At 57.4% G+C, this 19,176-nt stretch carries 22 protein-coding genes; 12 read left to right on the top strand and 10 right to left on the bottom strand.

Going from position 1 to position 19,176, the window contains the following annotated elements:
- Positions 1 to 26 precede the first annotated feature (26 nt).
- Positions 27 to 1,283: an MFS transporter gene (locus tag KHU33_RS10285; RefSeq protein ID WP_211462756.1), complete on the bottom strand. Its 1,257-nt coding sequence runs from the start codon at positions 1,281 to 1,283 to the stop codon at positions 27 to 29.
- 150 nt (positions 1,284 to 1,433) lie between these two features.
- On the bottom strand, positions 1,434 to 1,877 hold the full coding sequence (locus KHU33_RS10290; protein WP_211462757.1) for an Rrf2 family transcriptional regulator: 444 nt from the start codon (positions 1,875 to 1,877) through the stop codon (positions 1,434 to 1,436).
- A 174-nt stretch (positions 1,878 to 2,051) separates the two neighbouring features.
- On the opposite strand from KHU33_RS10290, the gene KHU33_RS10295 reads away from it, so the two are divergent.
- On the top strand, positions 2,052 to 2,339 hold the full coding sequence (locus tag KHU33_RS10295) for a helix-hairpin-helix domain-containing protein (protein ID WP_211462758.1): 288 nt from the start codon (positions 2,052 to 2,054) through the stop codon (positions 2,337 to 2,339).
- Between the two features lie 20 nt (positions 2,340 to 2,359).
- Here KHU33_RS10295 and mmsB read toward each other — a convergent pair whose 3' ends face one another.
- From mmsB to KHU33_RS10310, 3 genes are all read right to left on the bottom strand, one after another.
- Positions 2,360 to 3,253 (bottom strand): 3-hydroxyisobutyrate dehydrogenase, encoded by an 894-nt coding sequence (mmsB, locus tag KHU33_RS10300; protein WP_211462759.1) that lies wholly within the window; start codon positions 3,251 to 3,253, stop codon positions 2,360 to 2,362.
- Positions 3,254 to 3,288: 35 nt separating this feature from the next.
- Entirely contained in the window at positions 3,289 to 4,800 is a 1,512-nt protein-coding gene (locus KHU33_RS10305; RefSeq protein ID WP_211462760.1) for a CoA-acylating methylmalonate-semialdehyde dehydrogenase, read from the bottom strand.
- Positions 4,801 to 4,882: 82 nt separating this feature from the next.
- Positions 4,883 to 6,055 (bottom strand): ABC transporter substrate-binding protein, encoded by a 1,173-nt coding sequence (locus KHU33_RS10310; protein WP_230414178.1) that lies wholly within the window; start codon positions 6,053 to 6,055, stop codon positions 4,883 to 4,885.
- 229 nt (positions 6,056 to 6,284) lie between these two features.
- On the opposite strand from KHU33_RS10310, the gene KHU33_RS10315 reads away from it, so the two are divergent.
- From KHU33_RS10315 to KHU33_RS10330, 4 genes are all read left to right on the top strand, one after another.
- Positions 6,285 to 7,217, top strand: coding sequence for a LysR family transcriptional regulator (locus KHU33_RS10315; protein ID WP_211462799.1), 933 nt, complete (start codon positions 6,285 to 6,287; stop codon positions 7,215 to 7,217).
- A 55-nt stretch (positions 7,218 to 7,272) separates the two neighbouring features.
- The gene (locus KHU33_RS10320) at positions 7,273 to 8,109 is read left to right on the top strand and encodes a GNAT family N-acetyltransferase (protein WP_211462762.1); all 837 of its coding nucleotides are present in this window, start codon (positions 7,273 to 7,275) and stop codon (positions 8,107 to 8,109) included.
- Positions 8,110 to 8,120: 11 nt separating this feature from the next.
- The gene (locus tag KHU33_RS10325; protein WP_211462763.1) at positions 8,121 to 8,330 is read left to right on the top strand and encodes a hypothetical protein; all 210 of its coding nucleotides are present in this window, start codon (positions 8,121 to 8,123) and stop codon (positions 8,328 to 8,330) included.
- Between the two features lie 85 nt (positions 8,331 to 8,415).
- Complete coding sequence (locus KHU33_RS10330; protein WP_211462764.1) at positions 8,416 to 9,465, top strand: threonine ammonia-lyase; 1,050 nt, start codon at positions 8,416 to 8,418, stop codon at positions 9,463 to 9,465.
- A 133-nt stretch (positions 9,466 to 9,598) separates the two neighbouring features.
- On the opposite strand, the gene KHU33_RS10335 is transcribed toward KHU33_RS10330, so the two are convergent.
- Positions 9,599 to 10,594 (bottom strand): TAXI family TRAP transporter solute-binding subunit, encoded by a 996-nt coding sequence (locus tag KHU33_RS10335; RefSeq protein WP_211462765.1) that lies wholly within the window; start codon positions 10,592 to 10,594, stop codon positions 9,599 to 9,601.
- Positions 10,595 to 10,777: 183 nt separating this feature from the next.
- Here KHU33_RS10335 and KHU33_RS10340 point away from each other — a divergent pair, with 183 nt between their 5' ends.
- Complete coding sequence (locus KHU33_RS10340; protein WP_211462766.1) at positions 10,778 to 11,719, top strand: LysR substrate-binding domain-containing protein; 942 nt, start codon at positions 10,778 to 10,780, stop codon at positions 11,717 to 11,719.
- A gap of 177 nt (positions 11,720 to 11,896) precedes the next feature.
- Complete coding sequence (locus tag KHU33_RS10345; RefSeq protein WP_211462767.1) at positions 11,897 to 12,289, top strand: hypothetical protein; 393 nt, start codon at positions 11,897 to 11,899, stop codon at positions 12,287 to 12,289.
- Between the two features lie 112 nt (positions 12,290 to 12,401).
- On the opposite strand, the gene KHU33_RS10350 is transcribed toward KHU33_RS10345, so the two are convergent.
- A complete protein-coding gene (locus tag KHU33_RS10350) occupies positions 12,402 to 13,298 on the bottom strand; it encodes a LysR substrate-binding domain-containing protein (protein ID WP_211462768.1) in 897 nt (298 codons plus the stop codon).
- Positions 13,299 to 13,464: 166 nt separating this feature from the next.
- Here KHU33_RS10350 and KHU33_RS10355 point away from each other — a divergent pair, with 166 nt between their 5' ends.
- Positions 13,465 to 13,875, top strand: a complete 411-nt coding sequence (locus KHU33_RS10355) for a tautomerase family protein (protein ID WP_211462769.1) — start codon at positions 13,465 to 13,467, stop codon at positions 13,873 to 13,875.
- Between the two features lie 71 nt (positions 13,876 to 13,946).
- Here KHU33_RS10355 and KHU33_RS10360 read toward each other — a convergent pair whose 3' ends face one another.
- Both KHU33_RS10360 and KHU33_RS10365 read right to left on the bottom strand, forming a co-directional pair.
- A complete protein-coding gene (locus KHU33_RS10360) occupies positions 13,947 to 14,492 on the bottom strand; it encodes a DUF1439 domain-containing protein (protein ID WP_230414175.1) in 546 nt (181 codons plus the stop codon).
- A 160-nt stretch (positions 14,493 to 14,652) separates the two neighbouring features.
- The gene (locus tag KHU33_RS10365) at positions 14,653 to 15,627 is read right to left on the bottom strand and encodes a zinc-binding dehydrogenase (protein ID WP_211462771.1); all 975 of its coding nucleotides are present in this window, start codon (positions 15,625 to 15,627) and stop codon (positions 14,653 to 14,655) included.
- A gap of 95 nt (positions 15,628 to 15,722) precedes the next feature.
- Between KHU33_RS10365 and KHU33_RS10370 the strand changes: the two genes are divergently transcribed.
- Positions 15,723 to 16,610, top strand: a complete 888-nt coding sequence (locus KHU33_RS10370) for a LysR family transcriptional regulator (protein ID WP_211462772.1) — start codon at positions 15,723 to 15,725, stop codon at positions 16,608 to 16,610.
- A gap of 61 nt (positions 16,611 to 16,671) precedes the next feature.
- On the opposite strand, the gene KHU33_RS10375 is transcribed toward KHU33_RS10370, so the two are convergent.
- Positions 16,672 to 17,010, bottom strand: a complete 339-nt coding sequence (locus KHU33_RS10375; protein ID WP_211462773.1) for a cupin domain-containing protein — start codon at positions 17,008 to 17,010, stop codon at positions 16,672 to 16,674.
- A 115-nt stretch (positions 17,011 to 17,125) separates the two neighbouring features.
- Between KHU33_RS10375 and KHU33_RS10380 the strand changes: the two genes are divergently transcribed.
- From KHU33_RS10380 to KHU33_RS10390, 3 genes are read left to right on the top strand one after another with little or no spacing between them, the layout of a single operon-like run.
- Positions 17,126 to 17,410 (top strand): hypothetical protein, encoded by a 285-nt coding sequence (locus KHU33_RS10380; protein WP_230414176.1) that lies wholly within the window; start codon positions 17,126 to 17,128, stop codon positions 17,408 to 17,410.
- Between the two features lie 58 nt (positions 17,411 to 17,468).
- Entirely contained in the window at positions 17,469 to 18,395 is a 927-nt protein-coding gene (locus KHU33_RS10385; RefSeq protein ID WP_211462774.1) for an ABC transporter ATP-binding protein, read from the top strand.
- Positions 18,392 to 19,153, top strand: coding sequence for an ABC transporter permease (locus tag KHU33_RS10390; protein WP_211462775.1), 762 nt, complete (start codon positions 18,392 to 18,394; stop codon positions 19,151 to 19,153). Before KHU33_RS10385 ends, KHU33_RS10390 begins: the two co-directional genes overlap by 4 nt.
- The last annotated feature ends 23 nt before the right edge of the window (positions 19,154 to 19,176 follow it).

A 19,176-nucleotide genomic window follows, 5' to 3' on the forward strand; every position in this document is an offset into this window, starting at 1 on the left:
AATCAGAAGCGAAATTGATTCACGAATTACCTACTCAATACTTCGCCCAGCTTCTTGTTATTGATGCCAAAACTGGCGATCACTGCCAGGCCGGCCAGCGCCAAAGCGCCGCCCAGCCACAAGGTGGCGTGGATGCCGTGCGAATCGACCACCACCCCGCCGACGGATGAACCCACCGCGATCGCCACCTGAACGATGCTAACGAACAGCGCGGAACCGGCTTCCGGCAAATCAGGCGAGGACAATTGCAGCCAGATGCTGAGGCACAAGGGAATAGCGCCGAATGCAACGCCCCACGCCAATATCATGAACACCACCCCGGCCTGGGAAGCGTGCAACAGCGGCAATGCCAGCAGGGAAGCCATGAGTATCGCCACCACCACAAACAGCGAAAGTTGCAAGCTACGGCTGACGGTAGTCGAGATCACGAAATTCGAAATGAAACCGACCAAGCCGAAGCCCAGCAATATCGAGGTGATCGCAGGCAGGCTGAATCCGGCGCTTTGCACCAGGAACGGCGTGACATAGGTGTAGGACGAAAAGTGAGCGCCAAACACCAGCGCCACCATCAGCAAGCTCTTACGGGTATTAGCGCGCCCCAGCAAGGCGCGCAAATCGGCAAGGCGGATTGCCGCTTTCGACGGCAGCGACGGCAACAGCAATGCTTGCGCAGCCAGCGCCACCGCAGCCAGCACGCCGGTGGCGACAAACGATGCGCGCCAGGAAGCCAGGGTGCTGATAAATGTCCCGAGCGGCACGCCAATCACCGTGGCGAAGGTAACGCCGGTCAGTATCATGGCGGTCGCCTTGGCGGCGTGCTCCTCGTGCACCAGCCGCGCAGAAGTCGCCAGCGCCAGCGTCCAGAAACCGCCCAGTGCCGCGCCCAGCAAAGCCCGTCCCAGCAGCATCGCGCCAAAACCCGGCGCCATCGCCGATACAAGGTTGGACGCCAGCAGCAAGACCGACAAAGCCAGCAAGATCAGCCGGCGGTTGATGCGCCCCGCCCCCAGCATCAAGGCCGGCGCCGAGATCGCGGCGATGATCCCGGGCGTAGTCACCATCAAACCCGCCGTGCCGGGCGAAACGCCAAGGTCACGGGCGATTTGCGGCAACAGGCCGACCGGTAGAAACTCGGTTGTCACAAAGGCGAAAGCGCCGGTCGCCACCGCCACTACCGACAGCCAGGAACGCAAGGTTGATGGCGCGCTGCTGACGGGAGTGGGTAGATCGAGTAGGCTGTCGTTTTGGGCGCTGACCGTGACCGTAGCCAGATTTTTTTCCATGTGAAACTCCTGTTCGTTTTACGTCTGATAAGGCCTAACTTAACTGTATTATTTTTTAATACAGTTAAGAATATAAAAATAGGATCAAAAACGATCCATCTGCCGAATTAACTGTATTTAATTTCTATACAGTTAATCATAAAAAAACCACTACTTTTTAGTCTTGTCGGCAATCTTGCCGATCTTGTTGACTAGCTCAGACAATTTTCTTTCCCTCAGAATCTCCAGCAAGGCGTCTTCCACTTCCGACACCACCGGATCAAGCACCATATCCATGCCGCAGCTGACCGGACAACAAAGGTCTTTCGAGCGCGTATTGTGCTTCAGCACCGGCCCCTCCTCCACTGCCTGATAGATCTCGGCCAGGTTGATCGCTGACGCCGGCCGCGCCAGTTGCACGCCGCCGCCCTTGCCTTCCTTGGTCAGCACCAGCCTGGCCTTGCTCAGCTTGCGCAAAAGTTCTCGCACAAAAACCGGATTGGTATTGACGCTGGCAGCAATGGCGGTGGAAGGGAAATACACTTCCCCGCCCCTGGTAGCGTACTCGACGCTGACTAATATATGTGCCGCCACGGCAAATCGACTGGACTTCATACTGTCTTTATATTCGATACAGATACTAGCCGTCAACTAATTTTCTTGCATATGCTTATATACAAGGAGTCGCCCAGGCAATTCGATTGCCATGCCACGATGGCGCTGAAAGCGCCGTGTCACAATGCGTGAATCCGTGGAAATCTTATCTGACGCAATATCGATGGAGGTTCAATGCCCAAATACCTGGACAGAGCGGCTGTGGTCCGTCTGGAAGATTTGCCGAATATCGGCAAGGCCGGCGCTGCCGATTTGCGTTGCATCGGCATTCAGCGCCCGGAACAACTGGTCGGCAAATCGCCGCTGCAGATGTATGACGCGCTGTGCGCCAAGACCGGCGCCAGGCACGATCCATGCGTGATCGATGTGTTCATATCGGTGGTGCGTTATATGGAAGGCGCCGAGCCGCTGCCGTGGTGGTCGTACACGGCAGAGCGCAAGCGCCTGCTCAAGTCAGGCTGACCGGAAGCGCAAGCGCAAACTTATTCAGCCTTGGCCAGCAGATTGAAAATACTGGAAAAATCCAGGCCGCCGGCGCCGCTCTTGCTGTGGATGTCGTACAGATTACGCGCCAGCGCCCCCAATGGCACGCTGCTGTTGGTGGACAAAGAGTTCTCCACCGCCAGCCCCAGATCCTTGAGCATCAGATCGACGCCGAAACCACCGCTGTAACCTTTCGAGGCCGGCGCATTTTCCATCACGCCGGGACAAGGGTTATATACCTCCAGCGCCCAGTTGCGGCCCGAACTTTTCGCCATGATTTCCGATAGCACCTTAGGATCCATTCCGTTCGCCATGCCCAGCCTGATCGCCTCGCAACTGCCGATCATCAGAATCCCCAGCAGCATGTTGTTGCACACCTTGACGGTCTGGCCGCTGCCGTTGTCGCCGGCATGGAAAATCGCCTTGCCCATCTTTTCGAAATAAGGCTTGGCAAGCGCAAAGCCCTCATCCGAACCGCCAACCATGAAGGTCAGCGTGCCGGCGGCAGCACCGCCGGTGCCGCCCGAGACCGGCGCATCGAGCATGGTGAAACCTTTATCGCGCGCCGCGGCCGCTACCTTGCGGGCGGCGTCGGGCGCGATGGTCGAGCAATCGATCAGCAAGGCGCCCGGCGCCGCCTGCGCCAGTATCCCGGTAGCGCCCAGATAGGCCCCTTCGACATGGCGGCTGGCCGGCAGCATGGTGATGATGACCTTGGCGGCGCCGAGTGCGGCCGCCAGATCTTCAGTGGTACTGCCGCCGCCGGCAACAAACTGCTCGACACTGGCCGCCACCAGATCATGGCCGCTGACCTGGCAGCCGGCCTTCACCAAATTCAGCGCCATCGGCAAACCCATGTGGCCGAGGCCGATAAAAACGATTTCGCTAGTCATATGAAAATCTCCTGTGATCTATCTGCAAGCCGGCATCACTTCATGGAAATCGTGGTGTTGATTTCACCGCCATCCGCATCCGGCGCAAACCAGCGCGCTGTCACGGTCTTGGTCTGGGTCCAGAACTGCACTGCCTGCTTGCCGTTAGGGCCGAGATCGCCCAGCTTGGAAGCACGCGAACCGGTAAAGCTGAAATAAGCCACCGGCACCGGAATCGGCACATTGATGCCGACCTGGCCGACGTCGATCTCGTTCTGGAACTTGCGCGCAGCCCAGCCGGAGGAGGTAAAGATCGAGGTGCCGTTGCCGTTCGGATTGGCGTTGATGAAGGCAATCGCCTCGTCCAGCGTCTCCAGTTCGACCACGCACATGGCGGGGCCGAAAATCTCTTGCGTATAGATATCCATCTTGGCGGTGACGCCGGAAAAAATCGTCGGGCCGACGAAATTGCCGTCGGGGTAGCCGGCCACCTGGCAATCGCGGCCGTCCAGCAGCAATTGCGCGCCCTGCTCCACACCGGTTCCGATCAGACGCTCGGTGCGCGCCTTGGCGGCTTTCGACACCATCGGTCCAAGATCTGCCTGGCGATCGCTGCCGGGGCCGATTTTCAGGCCGCGTGAACGTTCAACGATTTCCGGCAGCCAGGAGCGCGCCTTGCCCACCAGCAGCACCATCGAGTTCGCCATGCAACGCTGGCCGGCGGCGCCGAAAGCAGCGCCCAGCAAATTGTTGATGGCTTGATCCTTGTTGGCGTCAGGCAGCACGATGCAATGGTTCTTCGCCCCCATCATGCACTGTGCACGCTTGCCGGCTTCGCTGGCGCGACGATAGATATGGGTACCGACGTGGGTCGAACCGATGAAGGAAATCGCCTTGATGTCAGGGTGATCGCACAACATGTTGGCCACCTCCGGGCCGCCATGCACCACGTTCAATACGCCCGGCGGCAAACCGGCCTGCTGCGCCAGCTCCACCAGGAACAGCGAAGATGAAGGATCCTGCTCGGACGGCTTCAGGATAAAGGTATTGCCGCAAGCCACCGCCACCGGAAACATGAAGCAAGGCAGCATCACCGGGAAGTTGAACGCCGTAATGCCGGCGCCGACACCCAGCGGTTGATTGATGGTGTAGACATCGACCCCGGTGGCGGCATTCTCAGCCAATTCACCCAATTGCAGCGAGGTGATGGAACAGGCATGCTCGACCACTTCCAGGCCGCGCATGACTTCGCCCTCGGCATCCGGCAAGGTCTTGCCGTGCTCGCGCGTGATCAGTTCGGCCAACGGTGCGATATTTTCGCGCAGCAGCTGCTGGAACTTGAGCATGATGCGCATGCGCTGCGCCAGCGAAGTGTTGCGCCAGCTGGCAAACGCCTGCTTGGCGTTGGCTACCGCCTGATCGACTTCGGCCTTGGTGGCGAACGGTACGCGCGCCACCACTTCCTGGGTTGCCGGATTAAGGATGTCGCGCCATTCGGTGCTGGTGGATTGGACGGCTTTGCCGCCGATGTATAGGGGAACATTAGGGATGTTGGCGGTAGCGGACATGATGACTTCCTCGAACGATTAAAAACAAATTGAAAATAAGTGGTGTTCCCGTCGTAGCACTGAACACCCTGTTGTGTTTGCCTTATTTGACCAAAGGACAGGAAGCATCCATCGGTTTGAAAGCCTGCTGCGCCGGAATCGTCGACTGCAGTTTCAGATAATCCCAAGGGCCTTTCGATTCGGCCGGCGTTTTAACCTGATACAGATACATGTCATGGATCACCCTGCCGTCCGGACGGATAGCAGCATTGCGCATGACAGCGTCACTGATCGGAATTTCGCGCATTTTCTGCGTCACCACTTTCCAGTCGTGCGACTTGCTGGCGGCCGCCGCTTTCAGATAATGGTAGACGCTGGAATAGACGCCGGCGTGCACCATGGTCGGCTTGTTGCCCTTGTAGAATGTTTCGAAACGCTTGGAGAAGGCGCGCGTATCGTTATCGAAATCCCAATAGAAACCGTCGGTATAGACCAGGCCCTGGGCGTCGTTCAGGCCGAGCGCATGCACATCCGACAAGAACACCAGCAACGCCGCCAGCCGCTGGTTCTTGCTGCCGATGCCGAAGGAGCGCGCCTGCTTGATCGCATTCACGGTGTCCTGGCCGCCATTGGCCAGGCCGATCACCTGCGCCTTCGAACTCTGCGCCTGCAACAGGAACGACGACAGATCGCTGGCGTTCAATGGGTGGCGGATCGATCCCACCACAGTGCCGCCGAGACGCTTGACGACATCGCCGGCATCTTTCTCCAGCGACTGGCCGAAGGCGTAATCGACAGTGACGAAGTACCAGGATTTCTGCCCCATCCTGGTCAATGCGGCAGCGGCTCCGGCGGCTTGCGAATAGGTATCGAACATCCAGTGGAAACCGTTGCTCGCGCATTCCGCTTTGGTCAGCACGGTGGTCGCCGGGCCGCTGTACATGGCGACGCCGCCCTTGTCGCGAATCAGGCGCTGCACTGCCAGCGCCACCGAGGAATTGGTCAGGTCGGCGATGGCGTCGACCTTGTCGCGGTCTATCCATTCACGCGCCTTGGAAGCGCCGATGTCAGCCTTGTTTTGGTGATCGGCAGTCAGCAATTCGATTTTCATACCCCTGCATTCGGCCTTCATGCAATCCTCGATCGCCATCTTGGCCGCCACCACCGAGCCCGGCCCGCCCATCGCCGAATACGGTCCCGACATATCGGTCAGGATGCCGACCTTGTACACCTCGCCTTCCTGGGCCAGAGCCTGGCTCCCTGCCAGCAAACCCATTAAAGAAAAGATCAAGGCCGAACTGCGTACAAGCAACTGGTGCTGCTTTGTCAACATCGTTGTCTCCTGTTTTTCGGTTCTAGCGGTCGTTGCGGACAGCGAACCGATTTTTATGAAATTTTCTATAGGGACATTCTGCATGTGCATTATTATTGAAACAATAGACAATAATCCACAATGACTTTGCATTTATGCACAGCAAGGAGGCGCAATGAAATCGACGAACGCCATGCTGGATTGGGATAACCTGCGCGTGTTTCTGGAGCTGACGCGCAGCCAGGGCCTGGTTGAAACAGCAAAAAAACTCGGCATCGACCACTCGACCGTATCGCGCCGCATGCGCCGCTTTGAGGAACAGGTCGGCAGCCAGCTATTCGAGCGCAACAACCAGGGTTACACCCTGACCGCAGAAGGCCATCGGCTGATCGAATATGCGGAACGGGTCGAAAGCACGGTGTACGCCGCCGCCGAGGAATTGAGCGGCCACAACCGCCTGCTGTCGGGCCAGGTCCGGCTCGGCGCCACGGAAGGTTTCGGCACTTTCGTGCTGGCGCCGCACCTGGCGCATTTTTGCGCACGGCATCCGCACATCACCGTCGACTTGCTGCCAGTGCCGCGCTTCGTCAACCTGTCCAAGCGCGAAGCCGACATCGGCGTCACCATCGAACGTCCGCAAAGCGGCAATTACGTAGTCACCAAGCTAACCGATTATTTGCTCAAGCTGTACGCCACTCCGTCATACCTGGCCAATCACGCGCCGATCAAGACGGTGCAAGATTTGAGCAGCCATGCTTTCATCGGCTATGTCGACGACCTGGTATTCAGCGAAGAGCTGCGCTACAAGGAAAATGTCGCGCCAACCGCATTCCGCGCCTTTCGCAGCACCAGCGTGATCGCCCAATACACGGCAGCGCGCAGCGGCCAGGGGCTGGCGATTCTGCCTTGTTTCCTGGCGCAGCAAAGCGAGGATCTGGTGCCGGTGCTGGATGGCCAGGTCGACATCCAGCGCGCGTTCTGGCTGGTGGCCGCCACCGAAACCCGCAATGTGGCGCGGGTTGCGGCGCTATGGCGTTACCTGCGCGAAGTGATCGAGCCGAACCGGGCGTTTTTGATGGGAGAGTCGCGGCAGATGATCTACTCGGATACAATCATCCCGGCTTGATTTGAGCGCCGCAAACAGACGACAGCCTCCTCCCGAAACCTTGCACCGACTTGCCATGATGTTGACCGGACCCGAACTCGCCCATACGCTTGAAGCCGCCGAAGCAACGCATTTGAGCCGGCAAGTTGCCGCATACAGGCAGTTGAGCGGACGCGAAGAATGCCGCGCCATCGCCATCTGCGGCGGCGTCGCAGCGCTTACCGATCCCGCTTTCGGACGCAAACTCAATCACGTCACAGGGCTCGGCATGGGAGCGCCGGTGAGCCGCGGCCAACTGGCGCAACTGGAAACAATCTATGCGGCGCAGGGCTTGGAGACGCAATGCGATGTCTGCCCGCATGCCGACAGCAGCACGCTAACGGTCCTGGCCGAGCGCGGATACGCCGTCAACGCTTTCAGCAACACCTACGTGAGTCATCTGACGCCGGCCGATAGCTACGCCGCCGCACATAGCGGGATCGAGATAATCACCGATAGAGCTTTAGTCACCCCCACATTTGTCAGCAACTCGATTGCCGGATTTTCCGTACAGGCGGTAAGCCGCCCGCCAATTCTGCTGGAAACGCTGGCGCAGATCGCGCTGCAACGCAGCGATACCTTTCTGTTTGCCGCGACCATAGACGACAAGGTAGCCGGCACCGCCGGCATGAGCCTGATCGAGACACCGCTGGGACGGCTGGCGCATTTATATATCGCCAGCACGCTGCCGCTTTACAGAGGGCGCGGGATTCAACTTGCGCTTCTGCACGCCAGACTGGCGGCGGCCCGGGATGCGGGCTGCACACTCGCCAGCGTCACCGCGCGGCCGGCCAACACCAGCGCCCGCAATACCGAGCGCGCCGGCTTTAGCCTGGCTTATACCAAGTCGACATTTATCAAGCGCCAGGCTTAAGCGGACAGGACATGAAACTTGCCGTTGTACCTCGCGCATCGAAGCGCTTGCCACGCCGCTGCTTCTTTGGCATGATTGAGCGCATGAATATGCACATGCTCACCGTTTCGAACCGCAGCGGCGTCACCCTCGACGCTGGCGCTGCCCTGTTCGCCGGTTGCGGCAAGTCCGCCCCCCGCTTTTCCGCCGTCTCCATTATTCGAATTATTCAGGGTCGCTGAGCTGCGGCGGCGCCGGTGCTCGGCGCCCCCTGACTCCGACGCGACCTTGGTCGCATCCCTTCGTCTATTCAATGGAGAAACACCCATGCATACCCACACGCTGACCGCGTCTTCCCACGCCTATCCATCACTGGCCCAGATCCGCGACACCGCCGACCGCCTGGCCGGAAAAATCCTGCACACGCCGGTCTGGCGCTGGCAAACCGGCATCATCGAAGAAGAATTCAAGGGCGTCGGCGAAATCTGGCTCAAGCTTGAATTGTTTCAAAAGACGGGCACCTTCAAACTGCGCGGCGCCCTCAACTGCATCGAGGCGCTCGACGAGGCGGCGCGGCGACGCGGCGTGGTCGCCGTCAGCGCCGGCAACCATGCGATCGCCGTGGCCTACACCGCGCGCCTGGCCGGCTGCAGCGCCAAGGTCGTCATGCCGCAGCACGCCAGCCAGGCGCGCATCGCCGCCTGCCGCGATCTGGGCGCGCAAGTGCTGCTGATGCCCGATGTGCACCAGGCCTTCGCGCACGGACGCGAGATCGAACGCGACGAGGCGCGCAGCATGCTGCATCCTTATGACGGGCCGCTGACCGCGCAAGGCACCGCGACCGTCGGGCTGGAACTGATGGCACAGGTGCCGGGGCTGGACGCGGTGGTGGTGCCGGTCGGCGGCGGCGGCCTGTGCGCCGGCATCGCCGCCGCCGTCAAGCAGATCAACCCCGCCTGCGCCGTGTACGGCGTGGAACCGTTCGGCGCCGACGCGCTGTATCGCAGCTTCCAGTCGGGCGCGCCGGAAACCTTGGAACGGGTCGACACCGTCGCCGACAGCCTGGGTGCGCCCTATGCGATGGCCTACAGCTTCGGCGTGTGCAGGCGCTTCGTCGACGAGATGGTGCGGGTAACGGACGATGAGATCTGCCGCGCGATGCTGTATCTGTTCCGCGACGCCAAGCTGGTCGCGGAGCCGGCTGCTGCGGTGGCGACGGCGGCGCTGTTCGGGCCGTTGCGCGACAAGCTGGCCGGCAAGCGAGTCGCTTTGCTCGTCTGCGGCTCGAATATCGATGCAGCGCGATTTGCCGAGCTGCTGTGCCGCGGCGCAAGCGCGCGCGATGACGAAAAATCGGCGCCCCAAGTGGAGGTGTGACGGCAGCGCAGCGGCAGGGCGAGCGCACAAAGGCTCGATCGTCTCGGATCGACAATAGGGAATTCCGGCCGCTGCGAGGCAAAAAAACTTGTGATTTATAAACGGGAAAACCTTAGCGTACTATTGTCGTCGTTCACGCAGGCACGGGAATGCTCTTTTCTTTGTAGTAGCCCAGCGCTCCAGCATGAAACGGTACAGAGGAACCGAGTACGGCATTTGCCGGCGTAATCTCCTTTGTCGCCGGAAGTGTGGTTATCAGTTCAGAACTGTGCTCTAGCAGCGCTTTGGTGATTTCATAGGCCTGCGACGCCTTCATTCGCTCATGGGCCACCAGCAGCGTTTTTCCAACTGCGACTGAAACATCCTCATCTATCCCGGGATAGCTGCCTTTCGGTATCGCTGCAGCAAAATAAAACGGACCGTACTTTTCCACCATCTTAGGGACCGCATCGCCAGTGGCGAGAAGGCGAATCCTGATCCCCGGCGTGGTGGCCAGGTCCATCACAGATTTGCCGGGCAATGTGGCATCCCACGCGAAGGCGTCAAGCTTGCCTTCCTTAAGCGCCTTGGCTGCCTCCGGGTATTCCTGGTGCACATGCATTCCCAGATTGTCAGGTGTGACGCCATAGGCTTCCAGTACACGCAGGGCTTTGACCTCTGTCCCGCTTCCAATCAAGCCAGTCGATACTCGCTTGCCTCTGAGATCTGCCACCGTGTCGATCCCAAGTCCTTCGAGTGTCACGATATGCATGTAACCTGAAGTTGTTCCCAGGAGAGCTCTCACCTGAACTTTTTCGGGCAAGCCGTTGAGTTGCCCTTGAGCGGCAACCCAGCAGACATCTGCCTGCGCCAGAGCAAGCGGGATCTTCCCTTCTTGCAGCAGTTTCATATTTTCAGCCGCGCCGCTGGTCACGAGAGCATCGGCCTCCATGTCAGGGGCGTACTTGGAAATGACGGCCGCCAAACCCTGACCCAGAGGATAGAACACGCCGCCTTTGCCGGCGGTACCGATAGCTAGCCGGTCCTTTGTCTGGGCCAACAATGATGCCGGGGTTGCCGCGATCATTAACGATGCCCCGATTCCTCTTCCAATATGTTGAACGACCTTCCTGCGGGTGATTTTTGCCATAGCATTTCCTTCTCTGTGATGAGTGACGTTGATCTCTTCGCGACGCCCGGCGGCATCCCCGTGCCTTCACTGCGCAGCTGATGTTGTGTGAATGGTAGTTTCTTAAGATGAGCGCAACAAACGATTTGTTTGGCACTTACACATGAGTTATAGTCATGCATGATTTACAGACACCCACTCTGAATGAAACGCGCCCTTCCCCCACTATTGGCGCTTCGGGCATTCGAAGCCGCCGCACGCGGCATGTCATTCACCAACGCAGCACTGGAACTCAACGTCACCCAGAGCGCAATCAGCCGCCAGGTGCGTACGCTGGAAGATTATCTGCAGCGCAAACTATTCACCCGTCTTACCAGAAAAATTGAGCTGACCGAAGAAGGAAAAGCCTACTATCAGGCAGTAGGCAAGATGTTTGCAGAGCTTGAAGAAGCGACAGCGCTCGCCAAGGGCCGGCGGGCCCGCACCGTACTGACTATCAGTGTGCTGCCTACTGTCGCTTCTTTTTTGCTGACACCGCGCCTGAGTTCATTCTGGCAGTCGAATAAGGATATTGAGGTCAGGATCATTTCATCAACCGAGCCGGTTAATTTTCATACCCAGCAGATCGATATGGCGATCAAGGTCGGGCCCCTGCCGGGCAAGCGCTACCATGCAAGGCGGCCACGCATTGGCGGCGAGATGGCGCAGGAGTGGCGTGATGTCCGAGCCGATCTCTTGTTTCCGAATATTCTTGCGACGGTCTGCAGCAAGCTCCTTATTGAGAGTAAGCAGCCGTTAACATCTCTATCCGACCTAGCCCACTATCGGCTAATTCACACTATGACGCAGCGCTACGCCTGGCAGGATTGGCTGAGCGCGCACGATGTCCATTTTGATCCATTGAAAAATGCAATCAATTGCGGCCAATATTTCATGTCATTGCAAGCCGCGCGCGACGGCCAGGGCATCGCTCTCGTACCGTCGATACTGGTCGACAGTTTCGACCCGAACGGTGATCTGGCTCGCCCCTTTCCCGCGAAACTGGCCAGTGCGGGGGAATACTATCTATTGACGCCCAAGGCACGGTATGAAGAACGGGCAATCAAACGCTTCCGGGAATGGATCCTCGCACAAGCGGTCAAATAGGTGCGCGTTTATCGATGATATTATTTAGAGATAATAAATATTTCTCTATTTATATTTACTTTCGTTGCCAATCGATCGATAAATCTACTTATATAATCCCTTGATCGTACTCGGTCGCACAAGCGTGCTATCCCGTTTGCTGATGGTTGAATTTTCACTGAAAGACAGAATTTACCTATGTCAGGCCTTCCAAAACTGGACTTCCCCACCCTCCTAGCTTTGGCCCAGGAATCTGCTCAAATTACCACTGAGTGCACATGCTGTACCGTCAGCCTGGAAAGCTGGAATAGTGTTCCCTTATCTTTAATTGAGGGCAATTTACAAGAGATCGGCACCTTGCTTGAGGATCCCTTCATCGATCCGACATTCGCTGAGTTCCATTCATCGGGCACTCGCTACGACTCTCCTGATGCACCAATTGCGCCGCGCTACTATCCATACAATCGATGCAATATCGCGAAATGCCAGGTTTGCAGCCGTTATTTTCTGCGCTACACCGAGGCTGGGGGCTATTTCGTAGACCGGCGGATTCGTTTGCTGATATCAGAGCGGCTGATCGACGCGGCATAGCGAAAGAGTAATAAATTATCGCCATTTCTTCCGTAATGAAGCCAAACGTGCAGAAACGATAAAACCGCAAATCGTCCCCTTAGCCACTATCGATTTCATCTTTTTATTGCTGCTATTTCACACCCGTCGGGAGCGCGGTCTGTTCGGCCTGAGATATTAGCCATGCACAGAAGTTATCCAGTTTCTTGTCACGCTGTCGACTCCGTTTCGCTACGTAGCGATAAGAACTTTCGTGGAAACCGAACGGCGCCACTAAACGGCCAAGTCGGATGTCATCGATCACAAGATGCCATGGTGCGACACAGATCCCTAGACCGGCAATTGCGGCTTCCAGCGTAAAGTAATAATGCTCGAATTCTGCCCCACTCGGGACAGATCCCTCGTAGCCAATAGCTTTGCCCCACATCTGCCAGGCATTGGGGCGCGTCTTGGTATGCAGTAACGGCTTATCGGCAAGATCTTCCGGTTTAAGCAATTGGATTGCTGTCGCCAGGGCAGGCGCCAATACTGGTCCTAACCGTTCCGGAAAAAGCGACAATACGTTTACTTGATCGCAATCACTCGCCGCATCGATGGTGATGATCAAGTCATAGCGCTCGCGGTCCAGATTAATTACTCGATCGCTAGAACTCAGACGAATATCGATCTCTGGGTGCCGTGAGTTAAAGTCATACAGGCGCGGGATCAGCCATTTGAGCGTAAAAGTGCTGAAGCAGGACACATCCAGAATTCCATTTGCATCATCACTCACTGCGCTCACCGCAGCGTCAATCTGATCCAGCGCGGCCGATAAGGCTGGTAATAGCTCCTTGCCGGCTGCGGTCAGCAATGGCTTGTTTTTCGGCCCTTCGAATAATTGAACTCCAAGGCTAAGTTCAAGCTGGCGCACCTGGCGGCTAATTGCACCGGGTGTGACAGCCAGTTCATCGGCGGCAACTGTCATCCGGCCAAGTCTGGCGGCGGCCTCAAAGGAGCGGAGTGCATTTAATGGTAGTAGTCGACGTTTCATTACGTGAGTTTATCGCACATAGAAAATTCACAGAAATCGCTTTTCTTGAACTGTGGCTTCCATAAGAATGGGCGAGTCTCATCTAGAAGACATGCGTAAATATTCCTCTGATTCCGCGCCTCTCCTATACGTACCACCTATCAATAACATTTTTAGGAAATATCACATGCCATTCATCCGCACCAATGTTAGCAAGCACACCAGCCAGCAGCAGCGTCAAAAAATCGTCGATGGCATACATCAAGCACTAGTGGGGAGCATAGGCATGCCGCAAGACGAATTGTTCAATCTGGTTACGGACTATGAGCCCGAACAATTTTTCTACAGCCGCAACTTTAATGGCATTGCTCGTTCGGATAGTTTGGTCGTTATCGAAATCACCTTGCGGCGCGGCCGTAGCGACGCGATGAAGCGCGATTTATACGCCAGGATTGCAGAAAATCTGCAGAGTAAGGCCGACGTGCTGCCACAGGACGTATTTATTTTTATGCATGAAAATGATTACTCGGACTGGTCAGTCGGGAACGGTAAATTTGCCATGGCACTGGTGCAACAGGTGGGAACGGATTTTTCGTGATTGAACGCCGCCCTTTTTTTCAAAGACAAGCGAATGCACGCCATCTTTCGTCTCAAGCCACATAACTGAAGTCAGGACTCGTTGATTTCCACCGCAATGCCGTCAGGCTGCACGGTGATGGCGCCGGGTTCAAAGGTTTTCCCGCTCAAGCGCAGCTCGTCGCCGGTGAAAGTGTGAATCGGATAATCCTTCAACACCTGCTCCGCCACGATAGCGCCAATCTGGCTCAGCTGCGGCTTGTATTGCGCCGGCACGGCGCTGAAATCGATGCTGTCGACCGTCGGCTTGTCAAGCTGAATGGCGCGGGTCGCCTTGTCATATTTCAAGCCGCTGCTCAGCGTAATCGCGCCATTCAATGGCGCCGCCAGCAACAGCGGACTAAGCACACTGACATTCACCTGCGTCAACACGCGGTTTTGCGACGGATTGAGCGTCAGGCGAGGATTCTTCAGGTTGACATTGAACACCTCCGCATAACGCAGCTGCTGCGGGAACTTGCGTTCGATAGCGCTCTGCAGTTGCTGTTGCGAAAACGTATATTCGTTGGACCAGATGTTGTAACCGGCCCAAGCCGTGGCGGCGACACCCAGCGCGCTCAGGGCCAATAGGGATTTCATCAGTTTGCGTCGTGTTGCATGCATTGTTTCTTGTCGCTTGCGGTGTGCGGCGATTGCAATCGCCCATGGACCATCAGCCGTTGTGTGACTCAAACATGCAGTATAGATGGATATGGCCGACAGCAGATATTGACGAATTGATAGTGGCGCTTCGATAGCCCTAGCAGAGTACGACGAACTTGCCCAGCGCCTCGTTGCGTTCCATTAGCTGGTGCGCATGGGGCACCTCGGAAAATGTGAAGGTACGCGCTGGCCGCCCTCGAAGCTGCCCGTCCGCGATCAGATTGACGATCTGCTGCATCGGCACGCCCGACAAGGGAAAGTCGCCGGAACCAAAATTGAAACTACCGAAAAAACTCAGATGGACCCCGCTTGGCATCTGGCTGAGCGGATTGAAATCGGCCAAGGGAGCGAGACCGCCGAGGAAGCCCGCCAGACACACCCGGCCGCCGCGCCGCGTGGCGCGCAATGAATCGACAATGCTGCTGTTACCCAGCAGATCGAGTACCGCATCCACCCTGCCGCCGGTGGGCGCCAATGCTGCGGACAACTCACCGTCTGGCCTTACCACATGATGCGCCCCGAGCCTGCGCAAAAGCGGCTCACGCTCGGCGTTGCGCGTGGTAGCGATCACCTCGGCGCCCAGTTGTACCGCGATGTCGATGGCGGCCTGTCCCAGGCTGGAGGTGCCGCCCCGCACGACGAGCCGCTGTCCGGCCTTGAGCTCAAGATTGCGGTGCAAACAGGTCCATGCGGTGGCATAGGTTTCCGGCAACGCGGCAAGCAGCTCCCACGGCGCGCTGGTCTCAATGGCAATGACATTGCTTGCCGGGACCACCGTATAGTCGGCATAGCTGCCATCAATGGTGCGGCCCATGCCGCCCATTAACGCCATGACCGTTTGTCCCTGCCGCAGCCGATTGGTGGCGTCGGCTACGACGCGACCGACACATTCGATACCGCTGATCGCCGCCACCTCCCCCCACTCGCCGCGCCGCATGTACAACTCGGCCCGGTTCAGGCCGAATGCGCGCACCTCGATCATGACGGTGCCTGGCTGCATGGTCGGCACCGCAACATCGACCACTTCCAGCATCTCCGGCCCGCCAAACTGTTTACGTGTGATTGCCCTCATTTCGATCTCCAAAGTAGGTTGATGCACCATGTTAAGATCGATCAATGTTTGAAAAAATTACTTTGTTTTTACAGAGAGAGAAGGATTTATCGACAATGTCAGAGCCAACGCTATTGCAGCTGCAATGCTTCGCAGCGCTGGTTGCGCATGGCAGTTTCTCGGCCGCGGCAACCCATCTCAATCGCACGCACCCGACCGTGCATGCCGCGCTCAAGTCGCTGGAAGAGCAACTCGGTATCGTCCTGCTCAATCGCGGCGGATACAGGGTCGCGCTGACCGCTGAAGGTGCGGCGTTTCACGCGCGCGTGGTCTTGTTTCTGCGTCAATTCGACGAATTGAGGCGCGAAGCTGCGCAACTGGCAGCCGGCAATGAACCCGAATTGCGCGTAGTTGTAGGCGATCTATGCCCGCTTCCGGAAACGCTGGGCATGCTGCGACGATTTTTTGGGGCAAGTACCGGCACGCGCTTGAACTTGATGGTCGAGACCATCAGCGGTCCCTGGGAACGCCTGGCTGACGGCGACTGCGACCTGATCTTTCACCACCTCGACAAGCCAGACCCGCAAATCGAAGCCATCGCACTGTTCGAAGTACAGTTGCTGCCGGTTTCCGCTCCGGGATTTTTTGCCGGCCAGATCAGCGACGCGCTCACACCTGACGACATGCGCCCGTACATGCAGTGCGTGATCAAAGATTCGAGCCGGCGTCCGTCGCAGGCCAACTATTACCTGATTGAAGGCGCACGCACATGCAGCGTCGCCGACCAGCTGATGAAACGTGAGCTCATCGTGCAAGGTCTGGCCTGGGGCCATTTGCCCACCCACCTGGTTCAAGCCGACCTGAAGGCAAACCGTTTGATCTCGCTTGAAGGGCGGCATTTGCGAGGCGCCAAGCTCCAGCACTATGCGGCACGCCGGCGCGATGTCGTCCACGGGCCGGTAGCCGAACGGCTTTGGTCGCAGTTGCGCAAGCCTGCCTCCTGAGACAGCGGGGAACGTTTCAGAATTCGGAAATAAGCTATCCGGAAAGGCGAACCCGCAATCATTACCAATTGCAGGTTTGCCGTTCCGGACTGGCTGCAGCAGCGGTAAGCTGTTCGCACCATGCTTCGAATTGCGACTGTTCCAGCGGCAATTCCTGTCCCGTATGCGGATTCCACATATGACGCCTGGCCGCCGTAAGATCGCCGCCATAGACATGCAGTCCCAGCGACTTCGTCCCCCGTGGATTGCGAATCTTGTGAATCGCGTCCGGCGCCAGGATGATCGCTTCACCGGCGTTCACTTGAACTCGTTTCACCTTATCGATCAAGCCCTTTTCGCTGCGCGCAAAGAATGCGTTTTCCTCGCAGCCGTCGGCAATTCCACAATTCGACAGCGCCATCCTTGTCCTGATGTCGATTTCAGCGATATCCGTTCGACTAGATCTCGAAGCTCCTTGAAATACGCGGCTCGGTAGCCTCTTCTTGCAGAGTCCGACATCTTTGGAAAGATCTGATATGACTGAAAATTCCGCCTCCACCTTCACCGCAAGCGGGCATCGTGAGCGGCGGCCCGGAGCGGTAAAACTTGTCTACCTTCACGAGAGAGATATGTTTGACAAAAAAATAATCGCAGCATCTATCGACGAGACTGAGTATCGCTTGATCGTGGCTGAATTCGACCTTCTGTGGAGTCGCGCAACCACGCCGCAGGAACAGTCGCGCATGGAAAACATGATCAAATTGATCAATGCCTTTGAGAATCTGGACAACCGGGAGAAGCTGGGGCGCCGCCAAAAATAAATTGCAATCAGGATTAGAATGCATGGCTAATCCTGCATTTACCATGATCGATAGGCTCATGCAAAATATCATTTCCATCGCAAATCTCGGCAAGACCTATGCCTCCGGCTACCGGGCTCTCAGCAATATCAATCTGGACATCCGCCGTGGAGAAATCCTGGCCCTGCTGGGCCCGAACGGCGCTGGAAAAACCACGCTGATCAGTTGCATCTGCGGCATCCTCAACATATCCGAGGGATCGGTGCGGGTGGACGGCCACGACATTGTCGGCGGCTTCCGGGCGGCCCGGTCCCTGATCGGCCTGGTGCCGCAAGAACTGACTACCGACGCCTTCGAAACGGTATGGGCGACCGTCTCCTTCAGCCGCGGCCTGTTCGGCAAACCGGCCAATCCCGCTTACATCGAAAAAGTGCTCAAGGATTTATCGCTATGGGATAAGAAAGACAATAAGATCATGACCCTGTCCGGCGGCATGAAGCGGCGGGTGCTGATTGCCAAGGCCTTGTCGCATGAGCCGCAGATCCTGTTTCTCGACGAACCGACCGCCGGCGTCGACGTCAACCTGCGGCACGACATGTGGCAACTGGTGCGCTCTCTCAGGGAAAGCGGCGTGACCATTATCCTGACCACGCACTACATCGATGAAGCCGAAGATATGGCCGACAGAATCGGCGTGATCAACAAGGGCGAGATCATCCTGATCGAGGACAAGAAAGAACTGATGCGCAAGCTTGGCAAAAAACTGCTGACCTTGCAGCTGGAGAAACCGCTAGAGCGGATTCCGCCCGAACTTGCCGCCTACCGTCTGGATCTGGCCAGCGACGGCAGCCAGCTAGTCTATACCTACGAAAATAACGGTGAGCGCGTGACCATCATCTCGCTGCTCAACGCCCTCAGCGAAGAAGGCATCCAGTTCAAGGATATTCAAACCACGCAGAGTTCGCTTGAGAATATTTTCGTCAACCTGATCAAGGACGAGCAATGAATTTCCATGCAATCCGCGCAATCTACATGTTCGAAATGGCGCGCACCTGGCGCACCCTGCTGCAGAGCATCGTCGCCCCGGTGATCTCGACCTCGCTGTATTTCGTCGTCTTCGGCGCCGCCATAGGTTCGCGCATCGCCCAGATCGACGGCGTCAGCTACGGCGCATTCATCGTGCCGGGGCTGGTCATGCTGTCGCTGCTCACGCAAAGCATTTCCAACGCCTCTTTTGGCATCTACTTCCCCAAGTTCACCGGCACCATCTATGAACTGCTGTCGGCGCCGGTTTCGTATCGGGAAATCGTCGTGAGTTATGTCGGCGCCGCTGCCACCAAATCGATGCTGCTCGGCCTGATCATTCTGGCCACGGCTGGACTATTCGTGCCGCTGCATGTGGAGCACCCGTTCTGGATGATCCTGTTCCTGGTGCTGACCGCCGTGACTTTCAGCCTGTTCGGTTTCATCATCGGCATCTGGGCCGACAATTTCGAGAAACTGCAGCTGGTGCCGCTGCTGATCATCACGCCGCTGACTTTTCTCGGCGGCAGTTTCTACTCGATCAAGATGCTGCCGCCGGTGTGGCACACGATAAGCCTGTTCAATCCGGTGGTGTACCTGATCAGCGGTTTCCGCTGGAGTTTCTATGGCACGGCCGATGTCAGCATCGCCATCAGCCTGACCATGACCATCGTGTTTCTGGCGGTGTTCCTGGCAATCGTGGCCTGGATCTTCAAGACCGGGTATCGGCTCAAGTACTAAAGAATTAATCGCAAACAGCCCAT

This window comes from Collimonas silvisoli, from assembly GCF_018305005.1.
Lineage (GTDB): Bacteria > Pseudomonadota > Gammaproteobacteria > Burkholderiales > Burkholderiaceae_D > Collimonas > Collimonas silvisoli.

What these genes read in the sequence shown, in the direction of transcription:
- KHU33_RS10305 (WP_211462760.1), bottom strand. Translation starts at nt 4,800, where the DNA reads ATGTCCGCTACCGCCAACATCCCTAATGTTCCCCTATACATCGGCGGC.
- KHU33_RS10350 (WP_211462768.1), bottom strand. Translation starts at nt 13,298, where the DNA reads ATGAAACGTCGACTACTACCATTAAATGCACTCCGCTCCTTTGAGGCC.
- KHU33_RS10285 (WP_211462756.1), bottom strand. Translation starts at nt 1,283, where the DNA reads ATGGAAAAAAATCTGGCTACGGTCACGGTCAGCGCCCAAAACGACAGC.
- KHU33_RS10390 (WP_211462775.1), top strand. Translation starts at nt 18,392, where the DNA reads ATGAATTTCCATGCAATCCGCGCAATCTACATGTTCGAAATGGCGCGC.
- KHU33_RS10360 (WP_230414175.1), bottom strand. Translation starts at nt 14,492, where the DNA reads ATGAAATCCCTATTGGCCCTGAGCGCGCTGGGTGTCGCCGCCACGGCT.
- KHU33_RS10295 (WP_211462758.1), top strand. Translation starts at nt 2,052, where the DNA reads ATGCCCAAATACCTGGACAGAGCGGCTGTGGTCCGTCTGGAAGATTTG.
- KHU33_RS10355 (WP_211462769.1), top strand. Translation starts at nt 13,465, where the DNA reads ATGCCATTCATCCGCACCAATGTTAGCAAGCACACCAGCCAGCAGCAG.
- KHU33_RS10290 (WP_211462757.1), bottom strand. Translation starts at nt 1,877, where the DNA reads ATGAAGTCCAGTCGATTTGCCGTGGCGGCACATATATTAGTCAGCGTC.
- KHU33_RS10330 (WP_211462764.1), top strand. Translation starts at nt 8,416, where the DNA reads ATGCATACCCACACGCTGACCGCGTCTTCCCACGCCTATCCATCACTG.
- KHU33_RS10310 (WP_230414178.1), bottom strand. Translation starts at nt 6,055, where the DNA reads ATGGGTTTGCTGGCAGGGAGCCAGGCTCTGGCCCAGGAAGGCGAGGTG.
- KHU33_RS10345 (WP_211462767.1), top strand. Translation starts at nt 11,897, where the DNA reads ATGTCAGGCCTTCCAAAACTGGACTTCCCCACCCTCCTAGCTTTGGCC.
- KHU33_RS10340 (WP_211462766.1), top strand. Translation starts at nt 10,778, where the DNA reads ATGAAACGCGCCCTTCCCCCACTATTGGCGCTTCGGGCATTCGAAGCC.
- mmsB (WP_211462759.1), bottom strand. Translation starts at nt 3,253, where the DNA reads ATGACTAGCGAAATCGTTTTTATCGGCCTCGGCCACATGGGTTTGCCG.
- KHU33_RS10380 (WP_230414176.1), top strand. Translation starts at nt 17,126, where the DNA reads ATGACTGAAAATTCCGCCTCCACCTTCACCGCAAGCGGGCATCGTGAG.
- KHU33_RS10335 (WP_211462765.1), bottom strand. Translation starts at nt 10,594, where the DNA reads ATGGCAAAAATCACCCGCAGGAAGGTCGTTCAACATATTGGAAGAGGA.
- KHU33_RS10375 (WP_211462773.1), bottom strand. Translation starts at nt 17,010, where the DNA reads ATGGCGCTGTCGAATTGTGGAATTGCCGACGGCTGCGAGGAAAACGCA.
- KHU33_RS10315 (WP_211462799.1), top strand. Translation starts at nt 6,285, where the DNA reads ATGCTGGATTGGGATAACCTGCGCGTGTTTCTGGAGCTGACGCGCAGC.
- KHU33_RS10370 (WP_211462772.1), top strand. Translation starts at nt 15,723, where the DNA reads ATGTCAGAGCCAACGCTATTGCAGCTGCAATGCTTCGCAGCGCTGGTT.
- KHU33_RS10365 (WP_211462771.1), bottom strand. Translation starts at nt 15,627, where the DNA reads ATGAGGGCAATCACACGTAAACAGTTTGGCGGGCCGGAGATGCTGGAA.
- KHU33_RS10320 (WP_211462762.1), top strand. Translation starts at nt 7,273, where the DNA reads ATGATGTTGACCGGACCCGAACTCGCCCATACGCTTGAAGCCGCCGAA.
- KHU33_RS10325 (WP_211462763.1), top strand. Translation starts at nt 8,121, where the DNA reads ATGAAACTTGCCGTTGTACCTCGCGCATCGAAGCGCTTGCCACGCCGC.
- KHU33_RS10385 (WP_211462774.1), top strand. Translation starts at nt 17,469, where the DNA reads ATGCAAAATATCATTTCCATCGCAAATCTCGGCAAGACCTATGCCTCC.